The organism is Streptomyces sp. NPDC014676 (assembly GCF_043084105.1).
GTDB lineage: Bacteria > Actinomycetota > Actinomycetes > Streptomycetales > Streptomycetaceae > Streptomyces.
In genome coordinates, this window is record NZ_JBIBZI010000006.1 from 205,375 (window position 1) to 221,784 (window position 16,410).

Sequence of the window (16,410 nt, forward strand, 5' to 3'; positions counted from 1 at the left end):
GGCAGTACTGCCCCCATGACAGCTGACGCTCTGACGGATGTGGCCGGCCTGCGCGTGGGGCACGCGACGCGTACCGGCGACGGATGGCTCACGGGCACCACGGTCGTGCTCGCGCCCGAGGGCGGGGCCGTGGCCGCGGTGGACGTGCGCGGCGGCGGGCCCGGCACGAAGGAGACCGACGCGCTCGATCCGCGCAACCTGGTGCGGACGGTCGAGGCGGTCGTACTGACCGGGGGCAGCGCGTACGGGCTGGACTCGGCGTCCGGCGTGATGGCCTGGCTGGAGGAACGGGGACGCGGGGTGCGCGTCGGGCCGGATCCCGCGCAGGTGGTGCCGGTGGTGCCGGCCGCCTGTGTCTTCGACCTGGGCCGGGGCGGCGACTTCCGGGCCCGGCCGGACGCGGCCACCGGCCGGGCCGCGGTCGAGGCCGCGGCGGCGACCGCTTCGGGCGCGCCGGTGCCGCAGGGGTGTGTGGGCGCCGGTACGGGCGCGGTGGTCGGGCAGGTGAAGGGCGGGATCGGCACCGCGAGCGCGGTGCTGGAGTCGGGCATCACGGTGGCCGCCCTGGTGGTGGCCAACGCGGCGGGGTCGGCGGTGGATCCGGTGACGGGGGTGCTGTACGGGGAGTTGTTCCAGAGCCGGGTGCGGTACCCGGAGCCGCGGGTGCACCAGGCCGCGCTGCGGCGGCTCGCGGAGGTGGCCGAGCGGAACGCGGCTCCGCCGCTGAACACCACGCTCGCGGTGGTCGCCACCGACGCCGGCCTGTCCAAGGCGCAGGCGCAGAAGCTGGCCGGCACCGCGCACGACGGCATCGCGCGGGCCGTGCGGCCGGTGCATCTGCTCAGCGACGGCGACACCGTCTTCACCCTGGCCACGGGCGCCCGCCCGCTGGACGCGGCGGACCCGCTGTCCCTGAACGAGGTGCTCGCGGCGGGCGCGGACCTGGTGACCCGCGCGATCGTACGAGCGGTCCGGGCCGCCGGTCCGGTGGACGGTCCGGGCGGTTCGTGGCCGTCGTACGGGGAGTTGTACGGCGAGCGATAAGGAGGTGCCGGTGATCGGCTACGGAAGTACCGTTCGACCAGGAGCAATTGATGTCCGTACCGGCCTCGTCGGGAACTCCTCTTGCGCTCCGCCCGTTTTTCGGTCATACGTTTTCTCAGTTCCCGGACACGATGTCCGACCGAGGGGCTACGGTATGCACCCACAAGGTGACATGCAGCAACGCCGGGAGAAACCTTGAGCGTTCCGTACGAGACGGCAGCGTACGAACCACCCGACTCGCCCGAGTCTCCGGAGGAGCACCTCGCGCGCCTCCTCGGCCGCGCCCTGAACTCCTTCGAACTGCCGGACGAGACGATCCGGCGGCTGGACTGCGCGCTGGCGCACGACGGTTCGCTGCACTCCGCGCACCACAGCGCGGGGCTGCACCGGGAGACGTACCGGCACACCTGGCTGCTCGCCGACGGTTCGGCGCTGACGCTCTGGGAGCTCGTGCACAACACGGCGCCGGGGGACGAGCCACAGCACGAGGTGTACGTGGACGAGGAGGAGGTGCGGACGGCCACGGCCCGGCTGCCGTTGCCGCCGGACACATCGGACGTCGAGCTGCCGGTGACGGTCCAGTTGCTGCCGCCTCCCACGCTGCGACAGGTGTACGTTCCGGACGGTTCCGCGGATCACGCGCGGCGTTTACTGCGCCGGGCGGAGAACCCGGACCGGCCGGGCGCGGAGACGGCCGCGCTGCTGGCCACGGCGTGCGCGCACCGGATCACGCAGGCCTTCGGCCGCCCGTCCCGCGCGGGGCGCGGGCTGTCCTTCTCGCTCTACGAGCACGCGTTCCTGCTGGGGGACGGCGCGGAGATGTCCGTGTGGGAGGTCGAGCACACGGTCACGCCGGACGGACGGCACATGTGCGAGGTGTACGTCAGCGAGGACGCGGCGCGGGACGCGATGGAGCGCCGGGCGGCGCAGGTCTCCTGACCCGGCGGCCAGGACCGCGGTCCGGTCCCGCTCAGTCCCCTTCGCCGAAGCGCCGTACCAGCCCGGCGAAGGCGTCGCGCTCCGCCGGGGTGAGCCGTACGGCTTCCGCGTGGGGGCCGGTCCGCCGCTGGCGCGGGATCACCGGGACGCCGTGAGGGGCGTGGGGGGTGTGCTGCCGGCGGGCCGCCTCGGCGAGGGGTTCGCGTACGCGCGTCCGTCCGCGTCGGCGCCGCAGGGCGTCGGCCAGACCCGCCGCACAGGCCACGGCCACCAGGGTGAGGACGGTGGCGCCCGTCGTCCGCGAGAGTGTCGTGTACTCAGGCATGCGGCCCAGTACACACCAAGATCCGGGGCCTTGACCCCGGATCGTGATGATCGTGATCTATATCGCAGTAGGCATGAACCGCCCACACCTACCCAAACGGACGCATCGTCGCCGCTCTACGCGGCCACCGCCTGCTTGGTCTCCGCCGACGGCACCGGGGTGCCCTCGCCCGCGCCCGTGGTGGCCGGGGCCGGCTTGCGCAGGCCCTTGAGGACGATCACCAGGGCCGTCGTGACGCACACGCCCGCGGCGATGGCGACCAGGTAGAGGAACGGGTTGCCGATCAGCGGGACGACGAAGACGCCGCCGTGCGGGGCGCGCAGGGTGGCGCCGAAGGTCATCGACAGGGCGCCGGTGACCGCGCCGCCCACCATGGAGGCGGGGATCACCCGCAGCGGGTCGGCGGCGGCGAACGGGATCGCGCCCTCGGAGATGAAAGAGGCGCCCAGGACCCAGGCGGCCTTGCCGTTCTCGCGTTCGGTGCGGTCGAAGAGCTTGCCGCGGACCGTGGTGGCCAGGGCCATCGCCAGCGGCGGCACCATGCCGGCGGCCATCACCGCGGCCATGATCTTCATCGCGGAGTCGCTGGGGCTCGCGACGGCGATCCCGGCGGTGGCGAAGGTGTAGGCGACCTTGTTGACCGGGCCGCCCAGGTCGAAGCACATCATCAGGCCGAGGAGGGCGCCGAGCAGGACGGCGTTGGTGCCGGTGAGGCCGTTCAGCCAGTCCGTCATGCCCTTCTGGGCCTCGGCGATGGGCTTGCCGATGACGACGAACATCAGGAAGCCGACGACCGCCGCGGAGATCAGCGGGATCACCACCACCGGCATGATGCCGCGCAGCGCGGCCGGTATCCGCACCCTCTGGATCGCGATCACCACGCCACCGGCGATCAGACCGGCCGTGAGACCGCCGAGGAATCCGGCGTTGACGGTGAGCGAGATCGCGCCGCCGACGAAGCCGGGCACCAGGCCGGGCCGGTCGGCCATGCCGTAGGCGATGTAACCGGCCAGGACCGGGACGAGGAAGCCGAAGGCGACGCCGCCGATCTGGAAGAGCAGCGCGCCCCAGCTGTCGGCCTGGGTCCACACGAAGTGGTCCATCACCGAGGGCGCCTCGTTGATCTCGTAACCGCCGATGGCGAAGCCGAGGGCGATGAGCAGACCGCCCGCCGCGACGAACGGCACCATGTAGCTGACGCCCGACATCAGCCAGGTGCGCAGCTTGGTGCCGTAGCCCTCGCCGCTGTCGCCGGCCCGCTCGACGGGCGTGTCACCGGACACGGCAGCGGTGACCTCGCCGCGTTCCGCCTTGTCTCTCACCTCGGTGATCAGCTCGGCGGGCCGGTTGATGGCCGCCTTGACGCCGGTGTCGACGGTCGGCTTGCCCGCGAAGCGGTCCTTCTCCCGTACGGGAACGTCGTGGGCGAAGATCACGCCGTCGGCCGCCGCGATCACGGCCGGGTCGAGCCGGGTGAAGCCGGCGGAGCCCTGGGTCTCGACGACGACCTCGACGCCGGCGTCCCGGCCGGCGTTCTCCAGCGACTCGGCGGCCATGTAGGTGTGGGCGATGCCGGTGGGGCAGGAGGTGACGGCGACGACCCGGAACGGGCGGTCCCCCTCGGAGGCGGTGGTGTCCGTGGCGGCACCGGCGGAGGCCGCCCCCGGTGCCGCCACGGAGTCCTCGGAGCTCTCGGAGTCCTCGGAGCTCTCGGAGCTCTCGGAGCTCTCGGAGCCCGAGGAGCCGGCTTCTTCACCCCGGATGAGCGCGGCCGCCGCCCTCGCGTCGCCCACCGACCGCAGCGCGCCGGTGAACTCGGTGTTCATCAGCTGCCGGGCCAGCGACGACAGGATCGTCAGATGGGCGTCGTCGGCGCCGGCCGGGGCGGCGATCAGGAAGACCAGGTCGGCGGGCCCGTCCGCCGCGCCGAAGTCGATCCCGGCGGTGCTGCGCCCGAAGGCGAGCGTGGGCTCGGTGACGTGCTCACTGCGGCAGTGCGGGATGCCGATGCCGCCGTCGAGGCCGGTCGGCATCTGCGCCTCGCGGGCGGCGACGTCGGCGAGGAAGCCGTCCAGGTCGGTCACCCGGCCCAGGGCCACCATGCGCTCGGCGAGGGCGCGCGCCGCCGCCGCCTTGGTGTCGGCGGACAGGTCGAGATCGACCAGTTCCGCAGTGATCATGTCGCTCATCGCGGGCTCCTTCGCACGCGTATCGCCCGTGCAGCGGGGTGGGCGGAAGGGGGGACGGGGGTGAGGAGGGGGTGGTTCACGACACCGGCTCCCGCAGTGCGCGGTCGGCGGGTACGTCGGCCGTGACGGTCACCGCGGCCGGGTCCAGGTCGGCCGGGGCCGGCATCACGCTGCCGGGAAGCCGGACGGCCGCCGCGCCGTGGGCGACGGCGGAGGCGAGCGCCTCGGGGCCGCGTCCGCCGGTGACGAGGAACCCGGCGAGCGAGGAGTCGCCGGCGCCCACGTTGCTGCGGACGGTGTCCACCGCGGCGGTGCCGAACCAGGCGCCGTCGTCGTCCACGAGGAGCTGCCCGTCGGCGCCGAGGCTCGCCAGGACGGCCCGGGCGCCCCTCCCCCGCAGCTCCTCGGCCGCCTTCAGCGCGTCGCCCACGGTGACCAGGGGCCTCCCCACGGCCTCGGCGAGCTCCTCCGCGTTCGGCTTCACCACGTCGGGCCGCTCGCGCAGGGCCGCGAGCAGCGCGGGCCCGGAGGTGTCCAGCGCGACGCGTACGCTGGCGGCGTGGGCCCGGGCGACCAGTTCGGCGTACCAGGAGGGGGCGAGTCCGCGTGGCAGGCTGCCGCAGCAGGCGATCCAGTCGGCGCCCGGGGACTGCCGGCGCACGGTCTCCAGGAGCAGTTCCCGTTCGGCCGCGGTCAGTTCCGGACCCGGCGCGTTGATCTTCGTCAGTACGCCGTCGGCCTCGGCGAGCGCGATGTTGGAGCGGGTGGCGCCGGCGACCGGGACCGGAGCGACCTCGATGCCCTGTGCGTCGAGCAGGTCGGCGACCAGGGCGCCCGGTGCGCCGCCCAGGGGCAGTACGGCGACCGTGCGCCGGCCGGCCGCGGTGACGGCGCGGGAGACGTTGACGCCCTTGCCGCCGGGGTCGACGCGTTCGCCGGTGGCCCGGACGACCTCGCCGCGGTCCAGCGAGGGGATCTCGTAGGTGCGGTCCAGGGACGGGTTGGGGGTGACGGTGAGGATCATGCGCGCACTACTTCCGTGCCGCCGCGCTCGATCGCGGCGGCGTCGTCCGGGCCGAGCCCGCTGTCGGTGATCAGCAGGTCCACGTCGCCCAGGTCGCCGAAGCGGGCGAAGTGCTCCTGGCCGTGCTTGGAGGAGTCGGCGAGCAGCACCACGCGCCGGGCGGCGGCCATGGCGGCGCGCTTCACGGCGGCCTCGGCGAGGTCGGGCGTGGTCAGCCCGTGTTCGGCGGAGAACCCGTTGGCGGCCACGAAGAGCACGTCCGCGCGGATCTCGGCGTACGCGCGCAGCGCCCAGGCGTCCACGGCGGCGCGCGTACGGTGCCGTACGCGCCCTCCGACGAGATGGAGCTGGATGCCGGGGTGGTCGGCGAGGCGGGCCGCGATGGGCAGGCTGTGGGTGACGACGGTGAGGGAGGCCTCCGCCGGCAGGATCCCGGCGAGCCGCGCGGCCGTCGAACCGGCGTCCACGATCAGCGTGCCGTCGGCCGGGAGTTCGGCGAGGGCGGCCCTGGCGATGCGGTCCTTCTCGTCGGCCGCGGTCGTCTCCCGCTCGGCGAGGTCCGGCTCGAAGTCGAGGCGTCCGGCCGGGATGGCCCCGCCGTGCACCCTGCGGACCAGGCCGGCGCGGTCGAGGGCCTTGAGGTCCCGGCGGATGGTCTCGGCGGTCACCTGGAACTCCTCGGCCAGCGAGACCACGTCCACCCGGCCGCCGTCGCGGGCGAGCCGCAGGATCTCCTGCTGGCGTTCCGGTGCGTACATGGTGGCGTGCCTCCGAGTCCGTTCATGCCCGAACGTGTGGTTTCGCTCGCAGAGTACGTCCGAATGTCCGGGAAGTAAACAGAGATGGGCACATGTGGGCACGAACGGGCTTCCGTTCATGCCCGGACGTCCGCGCGGGCTTCCCGTTGTGTCCGTACGCCCACACGTCAACACGTCCACGCACCAAGGGCCCGGCGCCCCAGGAGTCCCCTGGGGCGCCGGGCCCTTCCCGTCGGCCCGCTCAGGCCACGAGCTCCCGCTCCTTCTCCACCGCCACCGGGGTCTCCCCCGCTCCCTCCACATGCTGGGCGGGGCGCTTGGGCAGGGCGAACATCAGCAGAAAGATCACGCCCAGCACCGCGGCCACGTAGCCCAGCGCGTGCTGGAAGCCGTCCGCGAAGGCCGGGCCCACCTCGGCCGGGGCGAGCCGCTCGTCGATCACCCCGAAGAACACCACCGACACCAGGCCGAGCCCCAGCGCGTTCCCCATCTGCTGCACGGTGTTGATCAGCCCCGACGCCGACCCGGCGTGCTCACGCGGCACCTCGGACAGCACCGCGTCCGTCAGCGGCGCCACGATCAGCCCCATGCCGACGCCCATGACCACCAGCGGGAGCGCCATCTGCCAGGAGGCGATGTCCATGCCGTAGCGCTCGGACTCCCAGATGTAGAGCAGGACGCCCGCCGCCATCACCAGCGCGCCCGCCTGGAGCACCTTGCGCCCGTAGCGCGGGACCAGCAGCTGCACCGACATCCCGGCCGCCGCGGAGACCGCGACGGAGAACGGCACCCCGGTCAGCCCGGCCCGCAGCGCGCTCCAGCCCAGGCCCATCTGCATGTACAGGGTCCAGACCAGGAAGAAGACGCCGAGACCGACCCCGAACACCGTCTGCACCGCGATGCCCGCCGCGAAGCTCTTCACCCGGAACAGCGACAGCTCGATCAGCGGGGAGCCGTCCCGCGCGCCCTTGACCCGCTCGTACGCCACCAGCGCCCCGAAGACCACCAGCGCGCCGGCCATCGACACGTACCCCCACAGCGGCCAGCCCAGCTCACGCCCGCGGGTCAGCGGGTAGAGCAGCATCAGCAGACCCAGCGTCACCAGCGCGACGCCCACCAGGTCCAGCTTCAGGGCACGCGGCGCCTTCGACTCGCTGATGAAGCGGCTGCCGAGGATCAGGCCCGCGATGCCGACCGGCAGGTTGATCAGGAAGATCGGCCGCCATTCCAGGCCGAACAGGTTCCACTCGGTCAGCAGCGCGCCCAGCAGCGGCCCGGACACCGCACCCAGCCCGACGATCGCGCCGAACAGCCCGAACACCTTGCCGCGCTCGTGCGGCGGGAAGGTCGCGTGCACGATCGACAGCACCTGCGGCACCATCAGCGCCGCCATGGCGCCCTGGAGGATGCGGGAGGCGACCAGCATCTCGGGGTTCACGGCGAGCCCGCACAACGCGGAGGCGAGGGTGAAGCCGCCGATGCCGACGAGGAAGATCCGCTTGCGGCCGTGGATGTCGCCGAGCCGGCCGCCGGTGACGAGCCCGGCGGCGAAGGCCAGCGCGTAACCGGCGGTGATCCACTGGATCTGGCTGAAGGTGGCGCCCTCGTCGCGCTGGATCGACGGGATCGCGATGTTGACGATCGTGACGTCGACGAGGTCCATGAAGGCCGCGGTCATCACGATCGCCAGCGCGAACCAGCGGCGGCGGTCGCCCGCGGCGGGCTGTGGTGCGTGCGGGGTGTCGGTGGAGTTCATGTCCCCGAAGCTATGACCCAAGTAGGTCGGATCAGGTCCTACTTCTGCGGCATCCTCGTTCCCATGACGACGGACACCCCGGCCCGGCTCCTTCAGCTCCTCTCCCTCCTCCAGACGCCCCGCGAATGGCCCGGCGGCGAGCTCGCCGACCGGCTCGGGGTCTCCCGGCGCACGGTCCGGCGGGACATCGACCGGCTGCGCGAGCTCGGCTATCCCGTACAGGCGACGATGGGCGCGGACGGCGGTTACCGGCTCGTCGCGGGGAAGGCGATGCCGCCGCTGGTGCTCGACGACGAGGAAGCGGTGGCCATCGCGGTCGGACTGCGGGCCGGTGCCGGGCACGCGCTGGAGGGGGTGGACGAGGCGTCGGTGCGGGCGCTGGCGAAACTGGAGCAGGTGCTGCCCGGCAGGCTGCGCCACCGCGTCAATACGCTCCAGGCCGCTACCACCCCGCTGACCAGCGGCGACGGTGCGACGATCGCGCCGGAGACGCTCACCGTCATGGCCTCCACGGTGGCCGGGCACGAGCGGCTGCGGTTCGCCTACCGGGCCGCCGACGGCACGGAATCCCGGCGGGTGACCGAGCCGTACCGGCTGGTGTCGACCGGGCGGCGCTGGTACCTCGTGGCGTACGACCTCGACCGCGCGGACTGGCGGACGTTCCGGGTCGACCGGGTGAGCGACCCCTTCGCGACCGGGGCGCGGTTCGCGCCGAGGGAGCTGCCGACGGGGAGCGCGGCGGAGTTCCTGCGCCGGTCCATGCACCGCGTGCGGGAGTCGTACGAGATGGTCGTCACCTTCGCCGCACCGGCCGGGGCGGTCGCGGCCCGCCTGCCGGGCTGGCTGGGCCCGCCCGAGCCGCTCGACGAGGACAGCTGCCGGCTGCGCGCGACGGTGAGCGACGCCAAGGACTGGATGGCGGTACGGCTGGCGATGCTGGGACACGAGTTCACGGTGCAGGAGCCCGCGGAGCTGGTGGAGGCGGTACGGGAGCTGGGGGCACGGATGAGCCGGGCGGCACCCGCCACCCCGGCGCCGGCTCCTCACGAGGCCGACAAGACGGGCGATGCGTCGGACGGCGCCCGGCCCTCCGGCCCCTCGTGAGGCCGACGACGGGCGATGCCCCGGCGTCACGCTCTTCATGACGCCCGCACGGCAGCAGATGACCTGACGTCAAGCTCCTCGCGACGGCCCCGGCTCGTGAGGGCGGCGAGACGGGAGGCAACCCGGCGTCAAACCCCTCGCGGCGACCGCTCGGCGCCCACCGGCCGGGCGGCGGCGCGCTGGAGACGGCGTGCGGGGCCCGCGCGGCGCCCCGGCGTCGGGTCCCGCGTGAGGGCGGCGCGGCGTGACCCCGGCGTCAGGCCCTTCGTGACCGGCCGTGCGGCGGTTCCAAGTCGCCCCACGGGAAGTCCCGTAGCGCCGTGAGGTTGGTGAGCGCCAGTTCGGCCGGGCCCTCGGGACCCTCGGAGGGGGCCTCGCCCGCCGCCCAGTTCTCCATGGCCGTGCGTACTGCCGCGCTCGCGACGGCGGCGGCGAAGGTCAGCCGGGCACGGACGGCAACGTTGTCGCCCTCGCACGGGACGTGAGCCGCCGTCAGCCGTTCCGTCAGCGCTTCCGTCAGGTTCCGTTCCGACGCCTGGCACGCCTCCGCCCACACCCGGCGCAGGGCGGGATTCGCCTCGGCCAGCCGGATCAGGGTGCGGACCCAGTTCCAGGAGGCCGCCGACACTCCGAGGCCGGGAGTGAGCGTGTGGCGCACGGCCTCCTCCAGCGCCCGGGGCAGGGGCACGCCGACGGGAGCGGTGCGCACCGCCTCCACCCACCGCTGCGCGCCCATCGCGTAGAGCGGGCCGACGGCCTCTTCCTTGCTGGCGAAGTACCGGTAGAAGGTGCGCGGGGCGATGCCGGCCGCCTGGGCGATGTCCTCGGCACGGGTGGCCCGCAGGCCCTGCCGGACGAAGAGACCGGCCGCCGCGCGGGCGATCTCCATACGGGTCTCGGCCTTGCGCCGTTCGGTCAGCGAGACCGCCGGAGGCGGAGGAGGGGGCGGCGTAGGGGTGGTGCTGCTCACGCCCGGCAGGCTATGCCCATGTGGCACAATCTGCCATCTGGCGGGCCACCCCGGGGTTCAGGTCCGGGGTGACCCGTCGGCCGGCGGCACGCACGAGGAAGCCGGGCCCGGCGCCCGGGGGGAGGGCGCCGAACCCGGCTTCAGGAGGTCCCGGCGCCGGGGGGGGTTGTGCGTCGGGACGTGGCTCGGTGGGTCCAGGATCTCAGGGGCCCGTCGTACGAACTCCCGGTCCTTGCATTCTTGTTCCCGGGGTCCAGCGGGTTGAAGCGGCGGGGAACGGCCATGTTTTGCGCGGTCTTTCGCCACCCGGCGTACGCGGCCAGGGTCCAGCACGGCCCCCGTCACTCCCCCGGATTCCGCACGGCGGCATCAACACCACCCCGTTCACCTCCGACAGCCCACCCGTCACGCTACCGCGCCCTGCGAGCCCTCACGCCACCGCGTCCGGCCCCGGCGGTCACACCCCACGCCGGCCCCGGTCCTCACGCTGCCGCGCCGGGCACCCGGAACCGGCTGCCGCGCCGCCGTTCCGGCCGTCACGCCCCCGCGTCCGGCCCGGCGGTCGCCCCGCCGCGCCGGACCCGGTCCGTCCTCACGCCGCCGCGTCGAACCCGGTGTCGCGGGCCAGCTTCTTCAGCTCCAGCAGTGCGTGCTTCTCGATCTGGCGGATGCGCTCGCGGGTCAGGCCGTGCTCCTTGCCGACCTCGGTCAGCGTGCGCTCGCGGCCGTCCTCGATGCCGTACCGCATCTTGATGATGGAGGCCGTGCGCTGGTCGAGGCGGCCGATCAGGTCGTCCAGCTCCTCGCTGCGCAGCAGCGTCAGCACCGACTGCTCCGGCGACACCGCCGAGGTGTCCTCCAGCAGGTCGCCGAACTGGGTCTCGCCCTCGTCGTCCACCGACATGTTCAGCGAGACCGGGTCACGGGCCCAGTCGAGCACGTCGACGACGCGCTCCGGCGTGGAGCCGAGCTCGGCGGCGACCTCCGCGGGCTCCGGCTCACGGCCGTGCTCACGGTTGAACTCGCGCTGCACGCGCCGTATCCGGCCCAGCTCCTCCACCAGGTGGACGGGCAGGCGGATGGTGCGCGACTGGTCGGCTATCGACCGGGTGATGGCCTGACGGATCCACCAGGTCGCGTACGTCGAGAACTTGAAGCCCTTGCGGTAGTCGAACTTCTCGACCGCGCGGACCAGGCCGGCGTTGCCCTCCTGGATCAGGTCGAGCAGCGGCAGACCACTGCGGGGGTAGCGGCGGGCCACGGCGACGACCAGACGCAGGTTGGAACGGATGAAGACGTCCTTGGCCCGCTCACTGGCGTCGTACAGGGCTTCGAGCTCCTCGGTGGTGGCCCCTGCCTTGTTCTCCTCGAGGCCGTCGAGGATCTGTCGCGCGAACACACCCGCTTCGATGATCTGGGACAGCTCGACCTCCTTGGCGGCGTCGAGCAGCGGCGTGCGCGCGATCTCGTCCAAGTACATGCCGACCAGGTCGCGGTCGGCGATCTCGCCGCCATGGGCGCGGACATTGCGTGCCGAGTCGGCCGTCTCGCCGGTGGCGGACTGACGACGGGCGACGGCGCGGGTTGCCATGCGTGCTCCCTTGCGATGATGAGGTCAGCGGGCGGTCCTGTGGACGCCTGACACGTCTCTCAGGTCCCTCCGGACTCTGGTCGAGTGCCCTGCATCCAATGGAAACAACGACTGGAATCCGGACAGAATTCCCAACCCGTCCCCCGATTTTTCTGATCATGCAGTACCCTGTCGGGCCACGCGAGGAGGCGCGATGCCGTCGGAGCACGAAGAGGTCCAGGTCAGACCGGGCACGGAGGGTGATCTGACGGCCCTCACCGACCTGTACAACCACTACGTACGTGAGACGGCGATCACATTCGACACGGCGCCTTTCACTCCGGAGGAGCGCCGCCCCTGGCTGCTCTCCCACCCTGTAGACGGCCCGTACCGCCTGATGGTTGCCACGAGCGCCGGCTCGCGGCGGATCCTGGGGTACGCCACCTCCAGCCCCTTCCGCCCCAAGCCCGCCTACACGACCTCGGTGGAGACGACGGTCTACGTCGCCCCCGGCGCCGGCCGGCGCGGCATCGGCACCCTCCTCTACCAGGCCCTCTTCGAGGCCCTGGCGGGCGAGGACCTGCACCGCGCCTACGCCGGCGTCGCCCAGCCGAACGACGCCTCGGCACGGCTGCACGGGCGTTTCGGCTTCCGGCACGTCGGCACGTACCGGGAGGTGGGGCGCAAGTTCGGCCGCTGGTGGGACGTGGCCTGGTACGAGAAGCCCCTGTAACCCCGCCGTGCCTGCCTCAGCCGAACTGCACCGACCGCTTGGCCAGCCCCAGCCAGAACCCGTCGATCACGGACTTCTGTTCCCCGAGCTCCCCGGCGGCGTCCGCGGCGCCCATGGTCACGAAGAGCGGGGCGAAGTGCTCGGTGCGCGGGTGGGCCAGCAGGCCGGCCGGGGACTTGCGGGTGAAGTCGAGCAGCGCGTCCACGTCACCCGCCTCCAGGGCCTCCCGCCCCCAGGCGTCGAACTCCGCCGACCAGGCGGGGATGCCGCCCTGCCGCAGCGCGGCGAGGTTGTGGGTGAAGAACCCGGAGCCGACGATCAGCACGCCCTCGTCGCGCAGCGGCGCGAGCCTGCGCCCGATCTCCATCAGCCGTACCGGGTCCAGTGTCGGCATGGAGACCTGGAGCACCGGGATGTCGGCCTCGGGGTACATCTCGACCAGCGGGACGTAGGCGCCGTGGTCCAGGCCCCGGTCGGGGACGTCCTGGACGGGCGTGCCGGGGGCGCGCAGCAGCTTGCGCACGGACTCGGCGAGCGCGGGGGCGCCGGGGGCGCCGTAGGTGACCTGGTAGTAGTGCTCGGGGAAGCCCCAGAAGTCGTAGACCAGGGGGACGGCCTCGGTGGCGCCGAGGGCGAGCGGGGCCTCCTCCCAGTGGGCGGAGACGACCAGGATCGCCTTCGGGCGGGGCAGTCCGGCCGACCAGGCGGCCAGTTCGCCGGGCCAGACGGGGTCGTCGGCCAGGGGCGGGGCTCCGTGGCTGAGGTAGAGAGCGGGCATGCGTTCCTGGGTGGCGGCGGTCATGACGGCGGCTCCCTTCCGATGCGGCGAACTTGCTTGAAGTCTCAACTTCTGTCACCGACTGTACGGCGATTTTGTTTAATCTTCAAGAAGGGCGGCCGTACAGTGGAGTACATGAACATGGCACCCGCAGCATCACCGGCGCCCGCCGACGAGCCCCGCTGGCTCACCGACGAGGAGCAGCGCGTCTGGCGCTCGTACATCGAGGCCGCCACCCTCCTGGAGGACCACCTCGACCGTCAGCTCCAGCGTGACGCGGGAATGCCGCACGTCTACTACGGCCTGCTGGTCAAGCTCGCCGAGTCCCCGCGCCGCCGGCTGCGGATGACGGAACTGGCGATGTCCGCGAAGATCACCCGCTCCCGCCTCTCGCACGCCGTCGCGCGCCTGGAGAAGAACGGCTGGGTACGCCGTGAGGACTGCCCCTCCGACAAGCGGGGCCAGTTCGCCGTACTGACGGACGAGGGCCAGGAGGTGCTGCGCCGGCACGCGCCCGGCCACGTGGACGCCGTGCGCCAGGCGGTCTTCGACCGGCTCACCCCCGAGCAGCAGAAGTCCCTCGGCGAGATCATGCGGATCGTCGCCGAGGGACTCCAGCCGAGCGGAACGGGCGCGGACCTGCCCTGGCTCCGCTGACAAGGCGGGAGCCGGGGCAGGTCCCGGAAGCCGTACGGAGGAGGCGTCCCCTCCTCTTCCGTACGGGCGGTGAGGGATCGGCGGATCGCCGTCAGTGCATGGCCACCGGCACCGCCATCTCGTCCCCGACGGTCTCGTCGGCGGACCCGGCGACCGCGGTGCCGCCCGGCTTGCCGGCGTTGATCAGGACCAGGGCGATGGCCGCGGCCGCCACCAGGATCCCGACGGCGAACCAGATCGCGCTGGTGTAGCCCTGCACCTGCCCCTGGAGCTGGACCAGCTGCTGCTGGGACCGGCTCGTGGCGCCGCCGATGTGGTCGGCGACGTAGGACGTGGTGGCCGAGGCCGCGATCGTGTTCAACAGCGCCGTACCGATGGCGCCGCCCACCTGCTGCGAGGTGTTGACCATCGCGGAGGCGACACCGGAGTCACGCGGCTCGACGCCCAGCGTGGCCAGCGACATGGCCGGCATGAACGCCGTACCCATGCCGAGACCGAGCAGCAGCATGCCGGGCAGCAGGACGCCCGCGTACGAGGTGTCGATCTCCAGCTGGGTCAGGAAGAGCATGCCGAGCGCGGCGACCAGGAAGCCGGGGCCCATCAGCAGCCGGGGCGCGACCCGGGTCATCAGCCGGGTGCCGATCTGGGTGGAGCCCGTGATCATGCCCGCGATCATCGGCAGGAAGGCGAACCCGGTCTTGACCGGCGAGTACCCCTTCACGACCTGCAGGTAGTACGTCAGGAAGAGGAACAGGCCGAACATCGCGATGATCGCCAGACCCAGCGAGAGGTACACCCCGCCGCGGTTGCGCTCGGTGACCACGCGCAGCGGCAGCAGCGGCGCCTTGACCTTGGCCTCGACCGCCACGAAGGCGGCGAGCAGCACGGCGGAGGCGACGAACATGCCGATGGTCAGCGAGTCGCTCCAGCCCTCGGACTCCGCGCGGGTGAAGCCGTAGACCAGCGCGACCAGACCCACCGTGGACAGCAGCACACCGGGGACGTCGAGCGGCGAGCGGTTGAGGCCGCCGGCCGGCTCACGGATGACGAAGTACGCGCCGGCCGCGGCGACCACCGCGAACGGGATGTTCACGAAGAACGTCCAGCGCCAGTCCAGGTACTCGGTGAGGAACCCGCCGAGGATCAGGCCCACGGCACCGCCGCCACCGGCGATCGCGCCGTAGATGCCGAACGCCTTGGCGCGCTCCTTGCCGTCGGTGAACATCACCGCGAGCAGGGACAGCGCAGCGGGCGCGAGCAGCGCGCCGAACACGCCCTGGAGGGCGCGGGCGCCGAACATCATGGCCTCGTTGGTGGCCGCGCCGCCGAGCGCGGAGGCCAGCGCGAAGCCGCCCAGACCGAGCACGAAGGCCCGCTTGCGCCCCCACAGGTCGGCTATCCGGCCGCCGAACAGCAGCAGTCCGCCGAAGGCGAGGGCGTAGGCGGTGACCACCCACTGGCGGTTGCCGTCCGAGATGCCCAGGTCCTGCTGGGCGGAGGGCAGGGCGATGTTCACGATGGTGGCGTCCAGGACGACCATCAGCTGGGCGAGCGCGATGAAGACGAGCGCTTTCCAGCGGTTGGCGTCCGGGCCACCCGGAGCGCTCCGGGCCTTTCCGGCCGCCGAGGCTGTTTCAGACATGGGAGTACCCACTTCGGAAGTTCGTGACGGAAATCTTGAAAAATGAGATGAAAAAACGGTGTCGCCAGGGGAACGACTCGCCCAAGGGACGGCCGCTGGTGCGGGAAACCTGCTCTGGTACGGGATTCCTGTTCCGGTACGAAAATCCTGTTCCGGTACGGAAATTCCGCTCTGGTACGGAAATCCTGCTCGCGTCAGAGATCGCTCAGCGGCGCAGATCCTCCACGGTCACGGCCGAACCCGGCAGGACGGTCGGGGCCGGGGCCCGCATCCCGTCCAGGAACAGCTGCAGATGGCGGTGGACGAAACGGTCGGCGTTGTCGCAGCCGGTACCGGCCGGGGGCCGGCTCAGCTGGGCGACGCCCACCATCAGATCGCCGTACTCCACGTCGGTACGGAGCTGACCGGCCGCCTTGGCTCGGTCCATCAGTTGCGCGACGAGGCTCTCGGCGCGCCGGCGTGCGTCCTCCAGGTCGGGGTGGTGCTGGTCGAAGGTGCTGGAGACCATCGGGCACAGCGCGCTGATCCGCTCGTCGGCGGCCGTGTGCGCGAAGTGCTCCAGTGCCTCGAAGGCGTCCCCGCTCTCGCTGAGCGCCTGCTCGGCCGCCCGCACCGTACGGTCCATCACGGAGCAGACGACCTCGCGCACCAGCGCGTCGCGGTCGGGGAAGTTGCGGTACACCGTGGCGTTGCCGACGCCGGCCCGGCGGGCGACGTCGTCGAGCGGCACCTCGGGCCCGAACTCGACGAACATCTCCCGGGCGGCGGTGACGATCCGCTCCCGGTTGCGCAGGGCGTCGGCGCGGGGCCGGGGCGCCTTGCGCGCTACGGGGGTGGCGGTCTGCACGGTGCACTCCTGGTCGTAGTGGCGTGATCCTTGTGTCATGTCCGCGATCCGGGGAGCGAGTCCCCGTTTCGCTC

The 16,410-nt window shown here is 72.5% G+C and carries 15 protein-coding genes; 5 read left to right on the forward strand and 10 right to left on the reverse strand.

Going from position 1 to position 16,410, the window contains the following annotated elements:
- Positions 1–15 precede the first annotated feature (15 nt).
- Positions 16–1,044 (forward strand): P1 family peptidase, encoded by a 1,029-nt coding sequence (locus ACF1DX_RS18990; protein ID WP_391792316.1) that lies wholly within the window; start codon positions 16–18, stop codon positions 1,042–1,044.
- A 195-nt stretch (positions 1,045–1,239) separates the two neighbouring features.
- Positions 1,240–1,983: a DUF6227 family protein gene (locus ACF1DX_RS18995; RefSeq protein ID WP_391792317.1), complete on the forward strand. Its 744-nt coding sequence runs from the start codon at positions 1,240–1,242 to the stop codon at positions 1,981–1,983.
- A 31-nt stretch (positions 1,984–2,014) separates the two neighbouring features.
- Here ACF1DX_RS18995 and ACF1DX_RS19000 read toward each other — a convergent pair whose 3' ends face one another.
- The 5 genes from ACF1DX_RS19000 to ACF1DX_RS19020 form a co-directional block, all read right to left on the reverse strand.
- Complete coding sequence (locus ACF1DX_RS19000) at positions 2,015–2,308, reverse strand: hypothetical protein (RefSeq protein WP_391792318.1); 294 nt, start codon at positions 2,306–2,308, stop codon at positions 2,015–2,017.
- Between the two features lie 116 nt (positions 2,309–2,424).
- Positions 2,425–4,497, reverse strand: coding sequence for a fructose-specific PTS transporter subunit EIIC (locus tag ACF1DX_RS19005; protein WP_391792319.1), 2,073 nt, complete (start codon positions 4,495–4,497; stop codon positions 2,425–2,427).
- A gap of 76 nt (positions 4,498–4,573) precedes the next feature.
- Complete coding sequence (gene pfkB / locus ACF1DX_RS19010) at positions 4,574–5,521, reverse strand: 1-phosphofructokinase (protein WP_391792320.1); 948 nt, start codon at positions 5,519–5,521, stop codon at positions 4,574–4,576.
- Entirely contained in the window at positions 5,518–6,279 is a 762-nt protein-coding gene (locus tag ACF1DX_RS19015) for a DeoR/GlpR family DNA-binding transcription regulator (protein WP_391792321.1), read from the reverse strand. Before ACF1DX_RS19015 ends, pfkB begins: the two co-directional genes overlap by 4 nt.
- Positions 6,280–6,520: 241 nt before the next feature.
- On the reverse strand, positions 6,521–8,035 hold the full coding sequence (locus ACF1DX_RS19020) for an MFS transporter (RefSeq protein ID WP_391792322.1): 1,515 nt from the start codon (positions 8,033–8,035) through the stop codon (positions 6,521–6,523).
- A 63-nt stretch (positions 8,036–8,098) separates the two neighbouring features.
- On the opposite strand from ACF1DX_RS19020, the gene ACF1DX_RS19025 reads away from it, so the two are divergent.
- Positions 8,099–9,139, forward strand: a complete 1,041-nt coding sequence (locus tag ACF1DX_RS19025) for a helix-turn-helix transcriptional regulator (protein WP_391792323.1) — start codon at positions 8,099–8,101, stop codon at positions 9,137–9,139.
- A gap of 256 nt (positions 9,140–9,395) precedes the next feature.
- On the opposite strand, the gene ACF1DX_RS19030 is transcribed toward ACF1DX_RS19025, so the two are convergent.
- Complete coding sequence (locus ACF1DX_RS19030) at positions 9,396–10,109, reverse strand: TetR/AcrR family transcriptional regulator (RefSeq protein WP_391792324.1); 714 nt, start codon at positions 10,107–10,109, stop codon at positions 9,396–9,398.
- A 592-nt stretch (positions 10,110–10,701) separates the two neighbouring features.
- Complete coding sequence (locus ACF1DX_RS19035; protein ID WP_391792325.1) at positions 10,702–11,700, reverse strand: RNA polymerase sigma factor RpoD/SigA; 999 nt, start codon at positions 11,698–11,700, stop codon at positions 10,702–10,704.
- A 193-nt stretch (positions 11,701–11,893) separates the two neighbouring features.
- Here ACF1DX_RS19035 and ACF1DX_RS19040 point away from each other — a divergent pair, with 193 nt between their 5' ends.
- Complete coding sequence (locus ACF1DX_RS19040; protein WP_391792326.1) at positions 11,894–12,412, forward strand: GNAT family N-acetyltransferase; 519 nt, start codon at positions 11,894–11,896, stop codon at positions 12,410–12,412.
- Positions 12,413–12,428: 16 nt separating this feature from the next.
- Here the strand turns inward: ACF1DX_RS19040 and ACF1DX_RS19045 are convergent, their stop codons facing one another.
- A complete protein-coding gene (locus ACF1DX_RS19045) occupies positions 12,429–13,190 on the reverse strand; it encodes a dioxygenase (RefSeq protein ID WP_391792586.1) in 762 nt (253 codons plus the stop codon).
- A 135-nt stretch (positions 13,191–13,325) separates the two neighbouring features.
- Here ACF1DX_RS19045 and ACF1DX_RS19050 point away from each other — a divergent pair, with 135 nt between their 5' ends.
- On the forward strand, positions 13,326–13,847 hold the full coding sequence (locus ACF1DX_RS19050) for a MarR family winged helix-turn-helix transcriptional regulator (protein ID WP_391792327.1): 522 nt from the start codon (positions 13,326–13,328) through the stop codon (positions 13,845–13,847).
- 91 nt (positions 13,848–13,938) lie between these two features.
- Here the strand turns inward: ACF1DX_RS19050 and ACF1DX_RS19055 are convergent, their stop codons facing one another.
- Together ACF1DX_RS19055 and ACF1DX_RS19060 are read right to left on the reverse strand one after the other, a co-directional pair.
- Entirely contained in the window at positions 13,939–15,489 is a 1,551-nt protein-coding gene (locus ACF1DX_RS19055; protein WP_391792328.1) for an MFS transporter, read from the reverse strand.
- Positions 15,490–15,694: 205 nt separating this feature from the next.
- Positions 15,695–16,375 (reverse strand): TetR/AcrR family transcriptional regulator, encoded by a 681-nt coding sequence (locus ACF1DX_RS19060; protein WP_391792329.1) that lies wholly within the window; start codon positions 16,373–16,375, stop codon positions 15,695–15,697.
- Positions 16,376–16,410: the final 35 nt, after the last annotated feature.